This window comes from Agrobacterium sp. fls2-241-TYG-188a (genome assembly GCF_030209845.1).
This window is the reverse complement of sequence record NZ_JARVRD010000001.1, coordinates 1,166,037-1,182,909: the sequence shown is the minus strand read 5'-3', so window position 1 is coordinate 1,182,909 and position 16,873 is coordinate 1,166,037. Positions and strand designations below refer to the sequence as shown.

The 16,873-nt window shown below is 57.4% G+C and carries 18 protein-coding genes; 8 read left to right on the top strand and 10 right to left on the bottom strand.

The features are described from left to right. Positions 1-2 precede the first annotated feature (2 nt). A complete protein-coding gene (locus tag QRN85_RS05100) occupies positions 3-842 on the bottom strand; it encodes a p-hydroxycinnamoyl CoA hydratase/lyase (protein ID WP_062588285.1) in 840 nt (279 codons plus the stop codon). A 444-nt stretch (positions 843-1,286) separates the two neighbouring features. Between QRN85_RS05100 and QRN85_RS05095 the strand changes: the two genes are divergently transcribed. Next, complete coding sequence (locus QRN85_RS05095; RefSeq protein WP_162734023.1) at positions 1,287-1,760, top strand: MarR family winged helix-turn-helix transcriptional regulator; 474 nt, start codon at positions 1,287-1,289, stop codon at positions 1,758-1,760. 117 nt (positions 1,761-1,877) lie between these two features. Here the strand turns inward: QRN85_RS05095 and QRN85_RS05090 are convergent, their stop codons facing one another. The 9 genes from QRN85_RS05090 to mhpA are packed head-to-tail and all read right to left on the bottom strand — an operon-like array spanning position 1,878 to position 10,563. After that, positions 1,878-2,210: a hypothetical protein gene (locus QRN85_RS05090; RefSeq protein WP_284757031.1), complete on the bottom strand. Its 333-nt coding sequence runs from the start codon at positions 2,208-2,210 to the stop codon at positions 1,878-1,880. Positions 2,211-2,219: 9 nt separating this feature from the next. Continuing rightward, positions 2,220-3,059, bottom strand: a complete 840-nt coding sequence (locus QRN85_RS05085; protein WP_062588281.1) for an intradiol ring-cleavage dioxygenase — start codon at positions 3,057-3,059, stop codon at positions 2,220-2,222. Positions 3,060-3,085: 26 nt separating this feature from the next. Further along, positions 3,086-4,162, bottom strand: coding sequence for a branched-chain amino acid ABC transporter permease (locus QRN85_RS05080; protein ID WP_284757032.1), 1,077 nt, complete (start codon positions 4,160-4,162; stop codon positions 3,086-3,088). 8 nt (positions 4,163-4,170) lie between these two features. Then, on the bottom strand, positions 4,171-5,034 hold the full coding sequence (locus QRN85_RS05075) for a branched-chain amino acid ABC transporter permease (RefSeq protein ID WP_284757033.1): 864 nt from the start codon (positions 5,032-5,034) through the stop codon (positions 4,171-4,173). Next, complete coding sequence (locus QRN85_RS05070; RefSeq protein ID WP_284757034.1) at positions 5,031-5,744, bottom strand: ABC transporter ATP-binding protein; 714 nt, start codon at positions 5,742-5,744, stop codon at positions 5,031-5,033. Before QRN85_RS05070 ends, QRN85_RS05075 begins: the two co-directional genes overlap by 4 nt. Then, on the bottom strand, positions 5,741-6,460 hold the full coding sequence (locus tag QRN85_RS05065) for an ABC transporter ATP-binding protein (RefSeq protein ID WP_113091914.1): 720 nt from the start codon (positions 6,458-6,460) through the stop codon (positions 5,741-5,743). The genes QRN85_RS05070 and QRN85_RS05065 overlap by 4 nt, the downstream gene beginning before the upstream one ends. Positions 6,461-6,519: 59 nt before the next feature. Continuing rightward, positions 6,520-7,782, bottom strand: a complete 1,263-nt coding sequence (locus QRN85_RS05060; RefSeq protein ID WP_113091913.1) for an ABC transporter substrate-binding protein — start codon at positions 7,780-7,782, stop codon at positions 6,520-6,522. Between the two features lie 31 nt (positions 7,783-7,813). Continuing rightward, a complete protein-coding gene (locus QRN85_RS05055; RefSeq protein ID WP_284757241.1) occupies positions 7,814-8,872 on the bottom strand; it encodes a maleylacetate reductase in 1,059 nt (352 codons plus the stop codon). A gap of 29 nt (positions 8,873-8,901) precedes the next feature. After that, positions 8,902-10,563: a bifunctional 3-(3-hydroxy-phenyl)propionate/3-hydroxycinnamic acid hydroxylase MhpA gene (mhpA, locus tag QRN85_RS05050; RefSeq protein WP_284757035.1), complete on the bottom strand. Its 1,662-nt coding sequence runs from the start codon at positions 10,561-10,563 to the stop codon at positions 8,902-8,904. Between the two features lie 428 nt (positions 10,564-10,991). Between mhpA and QRN85_RS05045 the strand changes: the two genes are divergently transcribed. From QRN85_RS05045 to QRN85_RS05015, 7 genes are all read left to right on the top strand, one after another. Further along, the gene (locus QRN85_RS05045) at positions 10,992-11,657 is read left to right on the top strand and encodes a TetR/AcrR family transcriptional regulator (RefSeq protein WP_284757036.1); all 666 of its coding nucleotides are present in this window, start codon (positions 10,992-10,994) and stop codon (positions 11,655-11,657) included. A gap of 128 nt (positions 11,658-11,785) precedes the next feature. Continuing rightward, entirely contained in the window at positions 11,786-11,983 is a 198-nt protein-coding gene (locus tag QRN85_RS05040; protein WP_062588269.1) for a hypothetical protein, read from the top strand. A gap of 91 nt (positions 11,984-12,074) precedes the next feature. Then, positions 12,075-12,893, top strand: coding sequence for a DUF1206 domain-containing protein (locus tag QRN85_RS05035; protein WP_284757037.1), 819 nt, complete (start codon positions 12,075-12,077; stop codon positions 12,891-12,893). Between the two features lie 42 nt (positions 12,894-12,935). Further along, positions 12,936-13,784 (top strand): TIGR02587 family membrane protein, encoded by an 849-nt coding sequence (locus QRN85_RS05030; protein WP_284757038.1) that lies wholly within the window; start codon positions 12,936-12,938, stop codon positions 13,782-13,784. Positions 13,785-13,791: 7 nt separating this feature from the next. Continuing rightward, positions 13,792-14,202: a TIGR02588 family protein gene (locus QRN85_RS05025; protein WP_284757039.1), complete on the top strand. Its 411-nt coding sequence runs from the start codon at positions 13,792-13,794 to the stop codon at positions 14,200-14,202. Between the two features lie 88 nt (positions 14,203-14,290). Next, positions 14,291-14,599 carry a hypothetical protein gene (locus QRN85_RS05020; RefSeq protein ID WP_284757040.1) on the top strand — a complete coding sequence of 103 codons (309 nt, stop codon included), beginning with the start codon at positions 14,291-14,293 and terminating at the stop codon, positions 14,597-14,599. A gap of 150 nt (positions 14,600-14,749) precedes the next feature. Further along, the gene (locus QRN85_RS05015; protein WP_284757041.1) at positions 14,750-16,870 is read left to right on the top strand and encodes a carboxy terminal-processing peptidase; all 2,121 of its coding nucleotides are present in this window, start codon (positions 14,750-14,752) and stop codon (positions 16,868-16,870) included. Positions 16,871-16,873 lie beyond the last annotated feature (3 nt).

Sequence of the window (16,873 nt, the reverse complement as noted above, 5' to 3'; positions counted from 1 at the left end):
CCTCAGCCGCCGTGCTTCGATTTGTCGTAAGCGCCCAGACCCGGCTTGTAGGTCTTGTCATCAATGAACTGCTTGATGCCTTCCTTGCGCCCCTCATTATCGAAGCTGTTGGCTGCTTCCTGCGCGCGGATCAGGTAATCCTCGGCATTGTCGTAGGTCATTTCGCGCACGCGACGGATCGCATCCTTTGTCGCCTTCAAGGCATGTGTGTTCTTCTTGAGGAGAACATTGGCAACCTCGGTCACGCGTGTCCGCAATTGGGCGAGCGGCACAGATTCGTTTACGAAGCCCCAGCTTGCTGCGGTCTTGCCATCGACGTTTTCACCCATGAGCGCATGGTACATGGCGTTGCGGAATGATGTGAGTTCAACCGCGACCTTTGCAGCGCCGCCGCCGGGGAGAATGCCCCAGTTGATTTCACTCAGGCCGAACTGTGCTTCGTCTGCCGAAAATGCGAGATCGCAGGCAAAGAGAGGACCGTAGCCGCCACCGAAGCACCAGCCGTTCACCATCGCAATGGTTGGCTTCTGGTACCAGCGCAGACGACGCCACCAACCGTAGCTCTCCCGCTGGGCCTTGCGCGTGCCCTGCAACCCCTGTGCTTCGGTCTCTCTGAAGTACTCCTTCAGATCCATACCGGCAGACCATGCAGTGCCTTCACCCGTGAGAACCAGAACGCCCACGTCCTCGCGATGCTCAAGCTCGTCCAGAACCTCCATCATGCGGCGATTGAGCTTCGGGCTCATGCAGTTGCGCTTTTCCGGGCGGTTAAAGCTGACCCAAGCGATACCGTTTTCGACGGAAAATGCGACGGTATCTTTTTCGGAGCGTTCGGTTACCATTGTTGTATCCTGCTGTTGAATGTTCTTGAAATTCTGGCCGTTACGGCATCCGGGCCTGGCGCAATGCCGGCATCTGTTGAGTGCAGGCAAAATCAGTGGGAGGGCAGATCCGGTACAATAAGGCCGCCCCAAATCTTGGTGGGGCACATTGAAATCAAAGCCGAAGGGAAAGGCACGTGACGGCCGCGGCGCTCATTCGATGCGCTCGCGTCGCTGTGGCGTCTGCCCGGGCGGCTGTAAAGTGGATTATATAAGGCTGGGTTTGCAGATCCCTCCTCAAGGTCGACAAACAATTTTCCTCAGATAATAGTACGTAGCACGTACAAATAATGTATGCAATACGTACTAATTATTTTCAAGGAATCAAGCGGTTTGATTCCATTAGCTTTGACTGTATCAAAGCGCACCGGGCGTTCTCCGGTGACGATGGAAGGAATGAAGATAGTGGCCAGAGCCTCGAACATCGAAAGCACCAGAAGCGGTGAAGGCGTTGATCTGGGAAGTCTCAACGATCTCATCGGTTTCCACATCACGCTGGCTCAGCTGGCGGTCTACAGGGACTTCAGCAAGGCGCTTGCAGAGCTTGAGATTACGCAGAAGCAGTTCTCGGTCCTTGAGATCATTTTCAGCAACCCCGATGTTTCCCAGATCGATATTGCACAGGCGCTGGACACCGACAGGGCGACAATGATGGCGCTTGTGGAAAAGCTGGATCAGCGAGGCTTCATCGAGCGCCGACAGTCCTCCGATGACAAGAGGCGCCAGAAGCTGACCCTCACACCGCTTGGGCTGCAGAACCATGCCGAGGCCAGCAGGCTGATCAAGCAGCATGAAAAGGATGTTTTTTCGAGCCTGACAGCTGCCGATACGACAGCGCTTCTGAAAATTCTGCGCAAAATTTACCAGGGCAAGTCGTAAGACACGAAAAGCCCCGCGGGAACAGGCTTCCCGCGGGGTTGTTGCACGAGATGGGTCGTTGCGTCTTATCATTAGCGGGGGCGTGAGAGCGATATCGCCCCGGAGCCGGGCTGCGTCTTACTTCACCGCCACATAGGTCTGCGGGTCCAGCATGTTGGAGCGTACGGCAACATGCAGCCCCGTGGTTTCAGACATGGTTTTCTGGATCAGCTTGCAGACCTCGGTAATCCTTTCCCGTGTCCGCTCGGGGCGTGGCAGCAGAAACATTTCCGTATTGACCTGAGGTTGATCGTCCAGCCCGAAAATATTGATGACCGAAATCTGGCAGGCGGAGACATCGACAGCCAGTTCACGACACAGCGTGGCGCGGAGAGGCTCCAGCGCGCCACGGATCGCGGCTGTCGCCTTTGGATGCCGGTCGAAGTCGATGTGGATTTTCAAGATTGGCATGAATGCACCTTACGCAGCATTGAGTTTGAAGTTGAACGGGGAGCGCCAGACTGCGGGGCCATTGGTCGCTTTCTCAAATGGTGCAACCAGAGTGTCCTTCACGCCAAAAACGGCGTCGGAGGAGATGTATTGGTCATCACCGACGAATGTGTGCGTAACGACCGTCTGAAAGCCGGGTGCTGTGACGATGTAATGCATATGTGCCGGGCGGTATGGATGGCGGCCAAGGTGTTCCAGCATTTTGCCCACGGGTCCGTCGTCTGGAATGGGATAGGAAACAGGCTTGATGCCGATGAAGGAGTAGCGTCCGTCTTCACCTGTGACGAAGATGCCGCGATTGTTCCATTTTGGCTGAATGCCGGGTTGCTGAACATCGTAGAAACCATCGGCATTGTCAGACCACACATCGATGGTCGCGCCTGCAACGGGATTTCCGTCAAGGTCGGTCACCATGCCTTCAAACAGGCATGTTTCACCCTTTCCATCCAGCGTGATGACGTCGCCCATCTGCCTTACCGGCGCGTTGGCAACATGGAAGGGCCCAAGAACCGTATTTTCAGTCGCACCCGAGGGGCGACGATTGTTGATGGCGTCCACAAGCATGGACAGGCCAAGCGTGTCAGAAAGAAGGATGAACTCCTGCCGCTCGTCCGAGCAAATCTTCCCGACCTTGGTTAGAAAATCGATGCCGAACTCCCACTCGGCTTGCGTCAGATTGATCTCCTTGGCGAAGGCATGGAGATGCCTTACCAGACAGGTCATGACTTCAGCGACACGTGGGTCGGTCGAGGGGCCCATGCGGGCATTGACGGTCTCGACGGAGTTTTCCTCGGAGAAATACTGGGACATGCAGCAATCCTTTCTTGATTACAAATTCAGTGGGAAGCGGTGACAGAGGTCGCTCGCGGGCGCGGGGACGCTGCCGTCCGTTTTGGCGCACGGTGTCGCAACGGTAGTATGTCGATACCGAAGCGGCTGGCGAGCGTGCCCCACACGCCCTTACGGGCAAACAGCATGGTGCCGATGCCGACTGCGCCAAGCAGGATCAGGTAGACAGTGCCGTAATCGGCAAATGCCCGCTGCAGCGCGTAGAAAATGACGGCACCCACGATGGGGCCTGGAAGGGTGCCCAAGCCGCCAATGACCACGATGAAGATAACGAAGGCCGTCCAATCGATGACGGAGAAGGCGGCATCCGGCGTGATACGGGTAATCTGAAGAAACATGAGGCCGCCGCAGATTCCCGTGCCAAGCGCGCAAAGGACGAAGACAGCCAGTTGCAGGCGCAAGGGATCGACGCCGACTGACCGCGCCGCGGCGCTGTTGTCGCGGATGGCCTGCAGTCCAAGCCCCATGCGCGAGCGCAGGAAAAGATAGGATGCGAACAGCGTGCATGCCGCCAACGCCAGCGCCAGCCAGTAGACCAGCGCATCGGCTGCCGCCGCGCCGGAAATCTTCATCAATGCCTGGATGTGGTCGACACCGATCATCTCCTTCGAAGTTCCCTTGGGCAGCGAGGTTCCCGTTCCGCCACCCAGCGCCTTGATCTGTCCTGCGACCAGTCTCGCGATATCGGCGACAACCCAGGTGCCGATCGCAAAATACGCGCCGTTCAGCCGGAAGGCGAAAAATGCCATGGGGACGGAAAGAGCCATCGCGCCCAGCCCGCCTATGCCGATGGCGAGCAATGGATCGAGATCGAACAGGATGATGGCAGCGAACATTACATAGGCGCCCACACCCACAAAGGCTTGCTGCCCCACCGAAACAAGACCTGCGAAACCAGCCAGCATGTTCCAGTTCATTGCCAGGATCAGCAGTGTCAATAATCCGAACATGTCCTGAATAATGGCGCGCGATGTAAAGAACGGTGCTGCCACCAATGCCAAACCCATGGCGATTGCGGCCAGACAAAGGGTGAAGCGACCAACGGATTTTGGGGACGGAAGCATGATGAACCTTAATCTGTCGCCCTTGGAAACAGGCCGCGTGGACGGACAATGAGAATGACGGCAAAGGCGATGTGGCCGGCGAGAATTTGCCACTCCGGATTGACCGCCGCGCCGAATGATTGGGCAAGCCCGATTACGATGCCGCCGATCAGCGTTCCCCAGAGACTTCCAAGACCACCGATGATGACCGCTTCGAACGCATAAAGCAGCCGCGCCGGTCCAATCGACGGATCAAAATTGGCGCGAATACCGAGATACAAAGCGGCAATTGTCGCAACGACCATGGCAATGCCAGTTGCGATGGCGAAAATCTTCTTTGGACGAATGCCCATCAACTGAACCGTCACGGCATCGTCGGATGTCGCGCGAAATGCGCGCCCCAGCGCCGTCCGGTAGAATAGCTGGTTCAGCAGCCAGATGATGATGACCGCCGAACCCAACGTCATCAACGGTGTTATGCCAAGCGATACCGGACCCACGGATACGGAACTGGCTTCTATGGTGCCTGCGGAAAGTTTGCGGCTATCGGCGGAAAAGCTTTCGAGCAACCCATTCTGAATGACGACGGAGAGACCGAAAGTCACCAGCAGAGGCGGCAATATACCATCATCCAGAACGCGGTTGAAGAGCAGGCTTTGCAGCAGCCAGCCGATGGCAAACATGATCGGCAGTGCGATTAGCGCCGCAGCAAAGGGGTTGAGGCCGAGGGCCGTTGCGATCACCAAGACAAGATAAGCGGCGAGAACGATGAGATCGCCATGAGCAAGATTGACGAGCCGCATGATGCCAAAGACAAGGCTTAGCCCCGCCGCAAACAGGGCATAGAGGCCACCGAGCAGAATGCCCTGCATGATCGTATCCAGCCATATCATGCTCTTACTCCGAAATAGGCGTCGTGGATGGCGGATCGAGAAAGGCTGTCTGGCGCGCCTTCGAGCGTGATCCGGCCTTCCATCATGCAGTAGATTCGATCCGCGACCTTGAGGGCCTGCCCTATGTCCTGCTCAACGATGATGATCGACGCACCCGATGCCTTGATCTTCGGGAGAGCGGCGTAGATATCGCGGATGACGACCGGTGCCAGACCAAGTGACAGCTCGTCACAGAGCAGGACGCGCGGATTGCTCATCAGTGCCCGTCCCACGGCCACCATCTGCTGTTGTCCACCGGAAAGCGCTGTGCCGGGTTGATGGCGCCGTTCCTTCAGGATCGGGAACAATTCATAGATCGCCTCCAGCGACCATGGCCCCTTCACCTTGCGCACATGCGCGCCTATCAGCAGATTTTCCTCCACGGAAAGAGAGGGAAAGAGCTTGCGTCCCTCCGGCACCGTTGCAATTCCCATTTCGAGAATATCGGGCGCCGCTTTCGTGTGGACCGGTGCGCCGTCCAGAACAATCGCCCCGGCGGATGCCCTGACAATGCCGGTGACGGTTCGCATCAGCGTCGTCTTGCCTGCGCCGTTCGCGCCGATAATGGCCACGGTCTCCCCGGAGTTGAGGGCAAGGTCGACGCCGAAAAGCGCCTGAAAGTCGCCGTAGCCCGCCGTCAGGGCTGAAATCGAAAGCAGGGGCTGGGTCATGCTTCGATCCCCAGATAGATCTCCCGCACCTGTGGCGATGCCATCACCCGGTCAGGTTCTCCAACCATCAGGACCTGTCCGAAGTTGAGAACGACAAGGCGGCTGACGACATGTGTCAAGGCGTGCAGCACGTGCTCGATCCATATGATCGATGCGCCTTGCTGGTTTATGTCCTTGATAGTCTTGACGAGTTCATCGCACTCACCTTCCGTCAGGCCACCCGCAATCTCATCGAGTAGAAGAATTTTGGGTCGCGTGGCCATGGCGCGGGCAAGTTCCAACCGCTTTCTGCTCAGCAGCGGAAGGCTGCCCGCAAGACAATCTGCCTGAGGCTCCAATCCGGTGCGAGACAGAAGCTCCATGCAGAAATCCGCAGCGTCCGCAGCCGTCATGGCGCCACCAAAGCGGGCGGCGACCAGAAGGTTTTCGAACACGGACAATCCGCTAAAAGGCTGCGGGATCTGAAAGGAGCGGCCAATGCCTGCCTTGCAGCGATCCATCGCCGAAACGGCTGTGATGTTGCGGCCTTCCAGCAGGATTTGACCGCTGTCCGCCGCAATGTTGCCGGTAATCAAATTAAAGAGCGTCGATTTCCCGGCCCCGTTCGGGCCAATGACGCCGAGAGCTTCGCCCTTGGCGAGTTCGAAGGAAACATTATCTGTGACCTTGAGCGCGCCAAAGGACTTCGACACCGCGTTGAGCGAGAGTATCGGCATGACATTGTCCGTCGTGGTTTAAGGTTTGGCATTCCGGGCGAGGCCGGGATGCCGTCGGTTCAGTTCAGTGCTTCAAGCTTGCCGCCCGTTGGGATTTCCGGTGCCCTTGAATTGTCGACGATGACGAGATCGAAGGTGCCATCTGTCTGGCGGCGCCATTGGCCTCCCACCAGTGGTGTCTTTGCAACATTCTTCCGGGCGAAAGGCGGCACGTTGTCCTTGCCCCAGCCGATATTGCCAACGACAGTGTTGAGATTTGTAGCGCCGATTGCCTCGACCAAAGCCTCGCTGTCAGTGGGGTCAGAGGCCCTCTTCAGCACATCGGCAGCGATCTCGAAAAGGGCATGCGTAAAGCCGACCGGCTGGGTCCACTGCCGCTTCGAAGCTGCGGAAAACGCCGCTGCGAGATCGTCACAGCTTTCTCCCGTCAGCGATGACTTGAACGGGAACTTGGGCGACCAGTAGACCTCCGCCGACAGGTTGTGACCGCGATCACCAAGGGCGACGATGCTTTCGGGGAAAAGCAGGGCTTTGGCAATGGAGGCGATTTTTGGCTTGTATCCCTGCTGAGCGGCCTGCGTCCAGAAGGTGGTGAAGTCCGGAGGAATGGGAATACCCGTTACAATCTCGCAATTGGCTTGCTTGAAAGCATTAATCTGTGCGGAGAAATCGTCCGTCAGGTTCTGGTAGCGGCCGGTATCGGTCAGCTTGTAGCCGGGTTTGCCGAGAGCTGGCGGCATTCCCACATCCGAAGCCCAGGCATTGCCATCGCCGTCATTTGGCCAAAGCGCACCGACCTGCTTGTTGGTGTTCAAGCTTTCCCACATGTTCAGGAACACGGAGACATTGTCTTCAAGCCCCCAGAAGAAATGGTAGACGAAGTCGAACGGCTTCCAGCCACTGGCATCGAGCGGATTTCCCTGCTGACCGATGAACCATGGCTGCCAAGGCGCGACGGACGAAATGACGGGAATTTCTTCCGATTCAGCCACGCTGCAGACCGGATTGGTCGTCTCAGGCGTCGAGGCGACAAGGATCAGATTGACCTCGTCGCGGCTGATCAGTTCCTTTGCCACTTCCGCCGCCCGGTTGGGGTTGGACTGGCTATCCTTGACTACGACCTCGATATCGAGGCCGGACGCTTTGGTCGACTCCAGAAAACGCGAGACCATGTACGCATCGGCCTGCGAAAAGGCCGAGAGCGGGCCGCTTTGTGGCGACACATAGCCGATCTTGATTGTCGTGTTGCTTGCCCGGGCGGGCATGGCAAAACTGGCGGCCGTTGCGGCCGTCGCCTGCAATAGAGTACGTCTGGTCAGCATCTCGTTTCCTCCCACAGAATAGATGATGAAATTATAGCGGCCTGGTCCCCTCCCAAGCCGTGCGGATCAAGGTCTTGATGCCGTCCAGCTCGATTGGCCGTGGATTGTAATAGGTGTTCACCAGTGCCAATTCCGCAGCCCTTTCAATGTTGGCTTCGGAAAAGCCAAGGCTGGAAAGGCTGAGCGGCGCGCCAAGGCTGGCGGCAAAGTCGAAAAGCCCGACACCGGCCGATGGCTTGCCGAAAAGGTCGGCAACCGGCTTCAAAAGCTCCGGCGCTGCCTGCTCGGTATAGGCGGTTGTGTGCGGCAAAAGGACGGAATGGGTTTCAGCATGGGGCATGTCGAAGCTGCCGCCAATCGTATGGCAAAGCTTGTGGTGCAGGGCCATCGAGACCATGCCCAGAACGCTGCCGCACAGCCAGGAGCCATAAAGTGCTTTTGAGCGCGCATCGAGATTATCCGGTGTTTTTACGATGTCGGGAAGGGCGCTACTCAGGGCCCTGATGCCTTCCATCGCCATCATGCTCGTCACCGGGTTGCGATCCGGCGCATAGAGAGCTTCTACCGCATGAGCCATGGCATTGAGGCCACTGGTAACGCTCATCGCAACGGGCAGGCCGCAGGTCAGCTCCGGATCGTATATGACCGTTTCTGGCAGTATTTCCGGGCCGCGCACCGTGGTTTTGAGGCCGTTCTCGGTCTCACCGACGATGTTGGTGACCTCCGAGCCGGCATATGTGGTTGCGATCACGATCTGGTCGCTGCCATTGCGACGCGCAATCGCCTTGCCGAGCCCGATCGTCGAGCCCCCGCCGAGCGAAACGACGCAATCAGCCCCGGAGGTTTCATAGGCCAGCAAAGCCTGGGACGTCACATCGACCGGCGTGTGCATCACGGCTTTTGCAAAAACGCCTGCCGAAAGATCTCCAAGCGAAGAGGCCAACTTCTCGGCATCCGCTTTCTGAAATGGCGTCGCCAGCACGAGGGCGCGGCGTCGCCCCAGTCTCGAAATTTCGTCTGCCAGTTTGGTGCGGCTCCCGCACCCAAAAAGGATGCGGGCAGGGCTGGCAGAGTAGATGAAGGATGACATATCCATCAAGGGTACCCGTTTCTGGCCGTTCAGGCCGCAGCCTGTTCGGACAATTCCGTCAGGTGAAGATGGGAAACCACCTCGTCAAAGCGACGACGAAGATCTTCCGGCGAACTGGCTGTCGCAGCGACATAGAAATCGGGCCGCAGGATCACGTAGGTTGCGCCGATGCCGTTCAGCCAGCGGGCGTAGGTTCCCTCGACGTCAACGACCTCGCTGTCTGTTCCCATCGAGCCGATACGAACCGTGTGCCCGGCGATAAGGTCGAGAGACCGCTTTTGCTCGAGGGAAAGCGCGTGAGCCGGATCGGCATCGAGGCCAACCACCATCCAGCCGAAGCCGACGGCCTGGTCGAACCGATCACGCTTGCCGTTTGCCTCGACAACGCCTTGTACGGAAAGCTCTCCCGCATGGGCCGTTTCGGGACACCAGATGCCTGGCCCCAGCTGGCATACGTCGGTGGCAACCGGCTTTCCATTGCGCTCCACGAGGTCACGCTTCATGCGCTCATCGCGTTCTGCAGCCTGCGCAGGATCGGCGATGCAGATAATGCTGCCCAGTTCCTGGCTGAAATTGATGTAGTATTTGGCGTGCTCGATACGCTCCGACGAATAGCTGTCGAGGATGTCCGGCTGGACACGGCCTTCCAGAATGGCGTTCAGGCGCCAGCCGAGTGCAAGCGCGTCGCGAATGCCCGCACACAGGCCTTCGCCAGCAAAAGGCGGCATCAGATGCGCAGCGTCACCCGCGAGCGCACAGCGTCCCTTGTTCCAGACCGTTGCCCAGCGGGCCTGGAAACGATAGACCGCGCTGCGCTCCAGCTCGGCATTTTCCGGTGTCAGGCCCCAAGGCTTCAACAGCTCCCAGGCATTGTCGGGCTTTGCGAGTTCGGTGGGGTCCTCGTTCGGAAGGACCATATATTCCCAGCGACGCCGTCTTGGACCACCGGGGACCGGACCGGGACCGCCCGGCACAACAGTTGTCGGCCGCTTCGGATCGCAGAGCTGCCACTGCGCCGGTTCGCCCGGGCGGGAGGCTACGTAATCAAACTTGGGCAACATGTCGAGAATGAGCCAGTCGAAGAAGTAGCCCTTGTCTTCATTCTCGATGCCGAGCGACTGACGCACCATGCTGTTTGCGCCGTCGGCTCCAACAAGGTAGCGCGCGCGGATCTGGCGGCTTTCCGAGCTTTGCTGATCCTCCAGCGGGTTGCGCTTGATTGAGAGTGTAACGGAGTCGCTGTCCTGCTGAAGCTCGATGGCCTCAAAGCCTGTAATCCTCGTGATGGAAGGATACTGAGCCGCGATATTGGTCAATCGCGTTTCGAGTTCTGGCTGGTTGAACCAGTAGCGAACGCGCCAACCGGATGCCGACAGGCTCTGCCAGTCAACAATGTGAATGTTCTCGCGCTCCGCGTTTTTCCAGTAATAGAGTTCGTCGTGATAATTGATGGCCTCGTCATTCTCGGAATCGATGCCAAGGCTTGCCAGAATTCGCGCAATTTCGTGGTCATAGGTTACCGCGCGCGGGCGGCCATAGGCCTGGCTCCAGCGTTCGACCAGCGTAACTTTCTTGCCAGCCTTGCCCAGCAGGATGGCGAGAAACGTGCCGACGGGGCCCCCGCCGACGATTGCGACGTCCGCATCGAAATTGTCCGCGCCGTGTTGATGTGAATTGTTCCGAGACGTCATGATCCCTCCTGCTATGACGCGGCAACTGGCGTAAGGACTTCGGTTCGCTGATCGGATGTGTTGACAGTGTAACCGTGGAAATCAGGACGCCGAGCGCCGCAGGGCAAGCTCATCACTTCCCTGAATTCCTCATGTTATCTGCGGTCCCCCCGACAACGCTCCCTCGTCATCTGCCAGATTGCCAAGCCTCTCTCCTTGCTTGACAAAAGCAAAATGACATTACGTCAAAAATGAATGGTGTTCAATAAAGAAAATATCTCATTAATGCTTTGCTCTCATTATTAAGGTTTGGCTTATATGAGTGATGCGGTTAAAACCTCTGCCTGGCAGGGCAAAGCAGCATATCTCTTGCAAAATTCAGGCTTGAGACTATTTCACGGTTGAATGCTCTTCAGCCTTATATAAAGTCCCCTGCCATGGAGACTCACGTGAAGACCACAGACACTGAAGGGCGGGTTGCCCGTCGCCAGCGCCGAAATCGAGACGCCCTGTTGAAGGCGGGTCATGAGGTGATATCGGAAAAAGGTATCGACGCCGCGACCATGCTGGAAATTTCCGAGCGTGCGGACGTCGCTTCAGGCACAATCTACAACTATTTCAAATCGAAAGAAGAACTGGCAATCGCGGTTCTCGAGCTCGTCATGGAACAGCTCGCGCGGCGGATTGAAGAGGTTACAAACGGCTTTTCCGATCCGGCTCAGGTCTATGCCTATGGTATGCGGACTGTACTGGAAACCGCGACAGGCGATATGAGATGGCGCCAATTGCTGCATCGCTCCGAGGTTATCGCGAACGCCACATTCCAGCGAATGGGTCCTTTCGCGATCCGCGACCTGCGAAATGCAACGGCTGCGGGGCGTTTCTCCAACCCCGACCCTGAGCTTACCTGGCGGATGTCCTGTTTCAGCATCGTCGGTGTCTCTCTCGCCATCACGAAGGGCCATCTTCCACCGAAAGCGATAGATGAGGCGCTGGTGCGGCTTCTGTGCATGGCTGGCATGAGTGAAGCCGATTCCCGCGAACTGGCAAGCCGTCCATCCCCTCCGCTCGCACCGGAGGCCGAGGCAGAGCGCAAGCACGCAGCACGGATTTGATACGACCGTGTTGCGGCTGCATGCGCAGCCAATGGCCAAGAGCGCAGTAAAGAGTTCCGCCTGTATCGAGCAAACCGGGAACCGCCCGGGTGCTCAGTCGTTTGCTCTTTGATACAGAGGAGATGACAATGTCCATTATCAATCCCCAGCCCGGCAACCCTGCTGAAACACCGCGTGGCCCGACCGGCACCCCAGGCATCCCAGATCGCGTACAGGAAAAGCCACCTGTTCCGCCGATTAATGACCCCGGCGATACGAAGAACCCTAATGATCCTACCCTCAACCCGGCGCTTCTGCCCATTGGCGATCCGGCCGGTGCGGCCTGACAGGCCGAGACCACGGCGAATAAAGGACCGCTAAGTGCTCGATCGGAACCCTTTTCGTCACAACTCGTTTGAAGGCGAAAGGGAGAGACGCATGGGGTCCGACAAGTTTGAATTGCTCGCAAGGGCTGGCTATGGCGCGCGTGGGATTGTTTTCATTCTCATTGCGGGCCTTGCTCTTTTTTCCGGTTTGGGTGGCGGGAGCACAGATTCGAAATCTGCTCTCGATGCGATCCTCAACCAGCCGTTTGGACAGATATGGCTGGTGCTGGTTGGGCTCGGGCTCGCGGGGTTCGTTTTCTGGCGTCTTGCCCAATCGATTGGTAATGCAGACAATCAGAAACCTGACGCCAAGGGTTACATTATCAGGGCGGCTCTTTTTGGAAGCGCCGTGACCTATGCGGGTCTGGCCCTATATGCAGTATCACACGCTCTCGGTTATAGCACAGGGCAGGGCAGCGGCGGCGGAGAGGCCAGCCTTGCGGCTTGGGCAATGTCTCAGCCTTTCGGACGGTACCTCGCCGGCGCGATCGGTCTTGGCTTCGTTGTGGGCGGTGCTGTTACGGCTTTCAAAGGTGTAACGCGCCGCTTCGAGAAATATCTCAATGTTGGCCAGAGCCACGCCCTGACGCTCGTCTGCGTGTACGGTCTGGTTTCACGCGGCGTCGTGTTTGCGATTGTCGGCGTTTTCTTCTGCTACGCTGCATTCACCGTAAATCCAGATCAGGCAGGTAGTATGAGCGACGCTTTGACGTGGGTCCGCGGCCTTCCCATGGGCGGAGTTCTCTATCTTATTGTCGCAATCGGACTCGCTGCTTTTGGCGTGTATAATTTCGTTGAGGCCCGCTACCGACAGGTACAAACTCCCGACTTGAACAGCATACGTGCCGAGTTGCCAAAGGTGCGTGGCTAATCCAGCCACGGATTGGGCTAACCAGGGGAGGGGCGTGTGGCCATGGATGGGTCTTTCGACAGGCGGAAGTTCTTGATCGGCATCGCTCGAGGTGCGGGCGGCGCTCTTCTGTTCGCGCTGCCAATGCTGATGACGATGGAAATGTGGGAGCTGGGCGTCTACATGTCGAGAAGCCGACTTCTCCTGCTCCTCACCCTCAATATACCGCTTTTGATATTGCTTGCGCATAAGGTCGGCTTCGAGAAGACCTCTACCTGGCGCGATGCCGTGCGCGACGCGGCCATCGCCTATGCGCTCGGGATCGTTTCCAGCGCGCTCATCTTGGCGGGTATGGGCGTGTTGCGTTATGATCAATCCCTACATGAAATCGCGGGAATGGTCGCTCTGCAAGCGGTGCCGGCAAGCATCGGCGCCATGCTCGGCAGAAGCCAGTTGGGCGGTCAAAGCCAGGACGATGATAGTGAAAATGAAGATCAGGATCCTGTTCAGAAAAGCGAGAGCAGCTACTTTTCCGAATTGTTCTTGATGGCGGTCGGCGCTTTGTTTCTCGGTCTCAACGTGGCGCCCACGGAAGAAATGCTGCTTGTGTCCGTCAAGATGACACCATGGCACGGCATTTTTATCATACTGGCGTCATTGGCTGTGATGCACGGATTTGTCTACGCGCTGTCGTTTCGCGGAAGCCACGACCTCGCGCAGGGGACGCCGGGCTGGCACGCCCTGGTGCGTTTCACGCTTCCGGGTTATGTCATTGCTGCCTTGATCAGCGCCTATTGTCTGTGGACCTTCCACCGCATCGATGACCTCGGAGTGACCCAGGCGCTGATGGCAGTCGTCATCCTGGGCTTTCCCGGTGCCGTGGGCGCTGCCGCCGCGCGTCTCATATTATGAGGACATCATGACCAAAAACGCTGACGGCAAGAATATCGAAGCGAAGCATCCCCATTGGATAGAATGGCTGACAGGGATGATTTCGGCCATTCTTGTCGTTGTTCTCATCGGAATAATCGCCAAGGATGCCTTCACGGACAAGGATCTCGTACCGGATCTCTCTGCAGCCGTAACAGGAATGGAACAGCGCAGCGGCGGCTATCAAATCGCATTTGACATCACCAACAAGGCAAGCGTCACCGCTTCACAGGTCAGGGTTTTAGGCGAACTGAAAGAGGGTGATGAGGTCGTGGAAACTGCAGAAACCGTTCTGGATTATGTCCCCGGGCGTTCCCATGCCAAGGGCGGAATGGTCTTCAGGTCCGACATTTCAGGCAAGACCGTTGCCTTACGTGTGTCAGCTTTCAACGAGCCATAGGCAGTCAGTCCTTCAAAGAAATAGAACACCTTCCGCAACATCGCCTGGACTTGTGAGTTCTTCTTGTGAACCTACAAAGGAGAGAAGAATGGAAGACGACAAGACGATGAGCGTTCGCGCGCGGTTTTCTACACGTGAAGCTGTTGAACTTGCGGTGGAGCATCTCGTTCAACAGCACGACATCCCTCGAGCCGACGTTTTCATCCAGTCTGCGAACGCGTTGAACACCGCCGGTACGCAGGCGGCGGGCGGCGATGTTTCTCAAGGGTTGGAAGCGCGTGACGATGCCGCTCTGGAGGGCGATATCGAGGTGTCGGTCGACGTGAGTGAGCGCCAACTGGCTGACGTCGAGAAAGCGCTTACCGATGCTGGAGCTTCGGATATTTCAAAGCACTGACCAGCATTGAGCCTACTCAAAACGGTGCTGCCAGCAGCACCGTTTTTGCTTCATCAAATCACGATCTGGGGATTGGGTTCTTAAAAGATCGCAATTCCCTACTCAAATGGGTTAAGAGCTTCAAAGCACAATAATTGGGAATAATGCGGGATGCGCGTTAAGTATTTTGTTTTCGGTCTGCTCTTATCTGTTGCACTACCCGCCTATTCTCAGGAGGCCGCGCCTCCACCTAAGCTGGAGCCCGTGCCAAGTCAGGCGCAAGCGGCCAATCTCAGCGCGCAGTTTCTGGAACGATACGCCTACAAGCCGGTGGCGCTGGATGACGCGCTGTCAGCCACTGTCATGAACAAATTCATTAAATCGCTGGATCCCGACCGCATGTTGTTCATGCAGGCCGACATCGACAATTTCATGAAAGACAGCACCAATATTGATGATGCGATTGCCAGCGAAGACCTGGAAATCCCGTTCGACATTTTCAACGTCTACACAAAGCGAGTCGTGGAGCGCATGAGCTATGCGCGAAGCCTCCTGAAAGAGAATTTCGACTTCACCGTGGATGAGGATTACCCGATCACGCGGGAAGACGCGCCATGGGCCCAGACCGAGCAGCAAAGCCATGAGCTTTGGCGCAAGCGCGTGAAGAATGACTGGCTGCGTCTGAAACTCGCCGGTCAGGCCGATGCATCCATCCGCGAGACATTGGACAAGCGGTACAAAAACATTCTGGACCGCGTCTATCCTTACAAGAGCGATGACGTCTTCCAGTCTTTCATGGCCGCCTACACGACGGCGGTGGATCCGCATACGGATTATTTCGGCGTATCGGCATCGGCTGAATTCGATATTTCGATGAAGCTTTCGCTCGTCGGGATCGGTGCCGTGCTGCAGGAACGCGATGGTTATACGACCATTCGCGAACTGGTCGGCGGTGGCCCGGCACAACTCTCCGGCAAGCTCGCCGTGGGCGACCGCATCATCGGTGTCGGTCAGGGGGAAGATGGCGCCATCAAGGAAGTCGTTGGAACGCGACTGGACGAAGTGGTGCAATTGATCCGTGGTGCGACGGGTTCCGTCGTTCGTCTCGACATCCTGCCTGCCGACGCTGGCGACAGCGCCGGTCACCGCGTCATCAGCCTCGTCCGCGACAAGGTCAGCCTCGAAAAGCAGGCTGCGAAAAAGACCGTCGTGCCTGTGACGGAAGGCGATGTTACTCGCAAGATTGGCGTCATCACGTTGCCAACCTTCTACGAGGATTTCGACGCGCGACGTAAGGGCGACAAGGATTACCGAAGCGCCAGCCGCGATGTTTCCAAACTCCTTGGCGAACTCAAGCAGGACAAGGTTGATGGTGTCCTGATCGACCTGCGCGACAATGGCGGTGGATCGCTCTCCGAAGCGATCGAGTTGACCGGTCTGTTTATCGGGAAAGGCCCTGTTGTCCAGCAACGCGACGCTCAAGGCACGATCAAGGTGGAAAGCGACGATCTGTCGGCGCCCGTGTGGAAGGGTCCGGTTGGAGTGCTCATCAATCGGGGCTCGGCATCTGCCTCGGAAATCTTCGCGGCGGCAATTCAGGACTATGGTCGCGGTGTTGTCCTGGGCGAACCGAGCTTCGGCAAGGGCACCGTCCAGACAGTTGTCGATCTTGATCGCGCGGCAGGAAACAACAAACCGGAACTCGGGCAGCTGAAGCTGACGATCGCGCAGTTTTTCCGGGTTGATGGCGGCACGACACAGCTGCGTGGCGTAACGCCGGATATCAGCCTGCCAGGTTTTTCCGACCCCAAGGCACTTGGTGAATCAAGCTACGACAACGCCTTGCCATGGACACAGATCAAGCCTGCGAAATTCGTCCATGATGGCCACATAGCCGAGTTTCTGCCGCAGCTTAGAAGTCTGCATGAGGCGCGTACCAAAAATGATCGCGACTTCCAGCGCTTCGTCGAAGATGTTGCAGACCTGAAGGCACAGCGGGAGAAGCGGACAATCTCTCTCAATGAAGCCAAGCGTCGAAGCGAGATGGAGGCCACTGCGGCACGTTTGAAAGCCCGTCAGCAAGATGGCGCGGGAGCTGTGCCGGAGCAGGATGATGGGTTGCAGGCCAACGAACGCAGCATCAGCGCCAACCTCGCCATCGAAAACGCCCGGAAAAACGCAAAGGACGTTCTGCAGACCGAGTCGGCAGCTGTTGTGGCCGACGTTGCCACGATGAAAAACATGAAGGCGGACGCAAAAGGCCAGCAGACAAAATCCGATGGCCAGAACTAGCTC

Excerpts from the sequence above, each read along its gene's own strand:
- QRN85_RS05055 (WP_284757241.1), bottom strand. The coding sequence starts at position 8,872 with ATGTCATCCTTCATCTACTCTGCCAGCCCTGCCCGCATCCTTTTTGGG.
- QRN85_RS05070 (WP_284757034.1), bottom strand. The coding sequence starts at position 5,744 with ATGACCCAGCCCCTGCTTTCGATTTCAGCCCTGACGGCGGGCTACGGC.
- QRN85_RS05075 (WP_284757033.1), bottom strand. The coding sequence starts at position 5,034 with ATGATATGGCTGGATACGATCATGCAGGGCATTCTGCTCGGTGGCCTC.
- QRN85_RS05020 (WP_284757040.1), top strand. The coding sequence starts at position 14,291 with ATGGAAGACGACAAGACGATGAGCGTTCGCGCGCGGTTTTCTACACGT.
- QRN85_RS05085 (WP_062588281.1), bottom strand. The coding sequence starts at position 3,059 with ATGTCCCAGTATTTCTCCGAGGAAAACTCCGTCGAGACCGTCAATGCC.
- QRN85_RS05080 (WP_284757032.1), bottom strand. The coding sequence starts at position 4,162 with ATGCTTCCGTCCCCAAAATCCGTTGGTCGCTTCACCCTTTGTCTGGCC.
- QRN85_RS05035 (WP_284757037.1), top strand. The coding sequence starts at position 12,075 with ATGGGGTCCGACAAGTTTGAATTGCTCGCAAGGGCTGGCTATGGCGCG.
- QRN85_RS05025 (WP_284757039.1), top strand. The coding sequence starts at position 13,792 with ATGACCAAAAACGCTGACGGCAAGAATATCGAAGCGAAGCATCCCCAT.
- mhpA (WP_284757035.1), bottom strand. The coding sequence starts at position 10,563 with ATGACGTCTCGGAACAATTCACATCAACACGGCGCGGACAATTTCGAT.
- QRN85_RS05015 (WP_284757041.1), top strand. The coding sequence starts at position 14,750 with ATGCGCGTTAAGTATTTTGTTTTCGGTCTGCTCTTATCTGTTGCACTA.
- QRN85_RS05030 (WP_284757038.1), top strand. The coding sequence starts at position 12,936 with ATGGATGGGTCTTTCGACAGGCGGAAGTTCTTGATCGGCATCGCTCGA.
- QRN85_RS05090 (WP_284757031.1), bottom strand. The coding sequence starts at position 2,210 with ATGCCAATCTTGAAAATCCACATCGACTTCGACCGGCATCCAAAGGCG.
- QRN85_RS05065 (WP_113091914.1), bottom strand. The coding sequence starts at position 6,460 with ATGCCGATACTCTCGCTCAACGCGGTGTCGAAGTCCTTTGGCGCGCTC.
- QRN85_RS05040 (WP_062588269.1), top strand. The coding sequence starts at position 11,786 with ATGTCCATTATCAATCCCCAGCCCGGCAACCCTGCTGAAACACCGCGT.
- QRN85_RS05100 (WP_062588285.1), bottom strand. The coding sequence starts at position 842 with ATGGTAACCGAACGCTCCGAAAAAGATACCGTCGCATTTTCCGTCGAA.
- QRN85_RS05060 (WP_113091913.1), bottom strand. The coding sequence starts at position 7,782 with ATGCTGACCAGACGTACTCTATTGCAGGCGACGGCCGCAACGGCCGCC.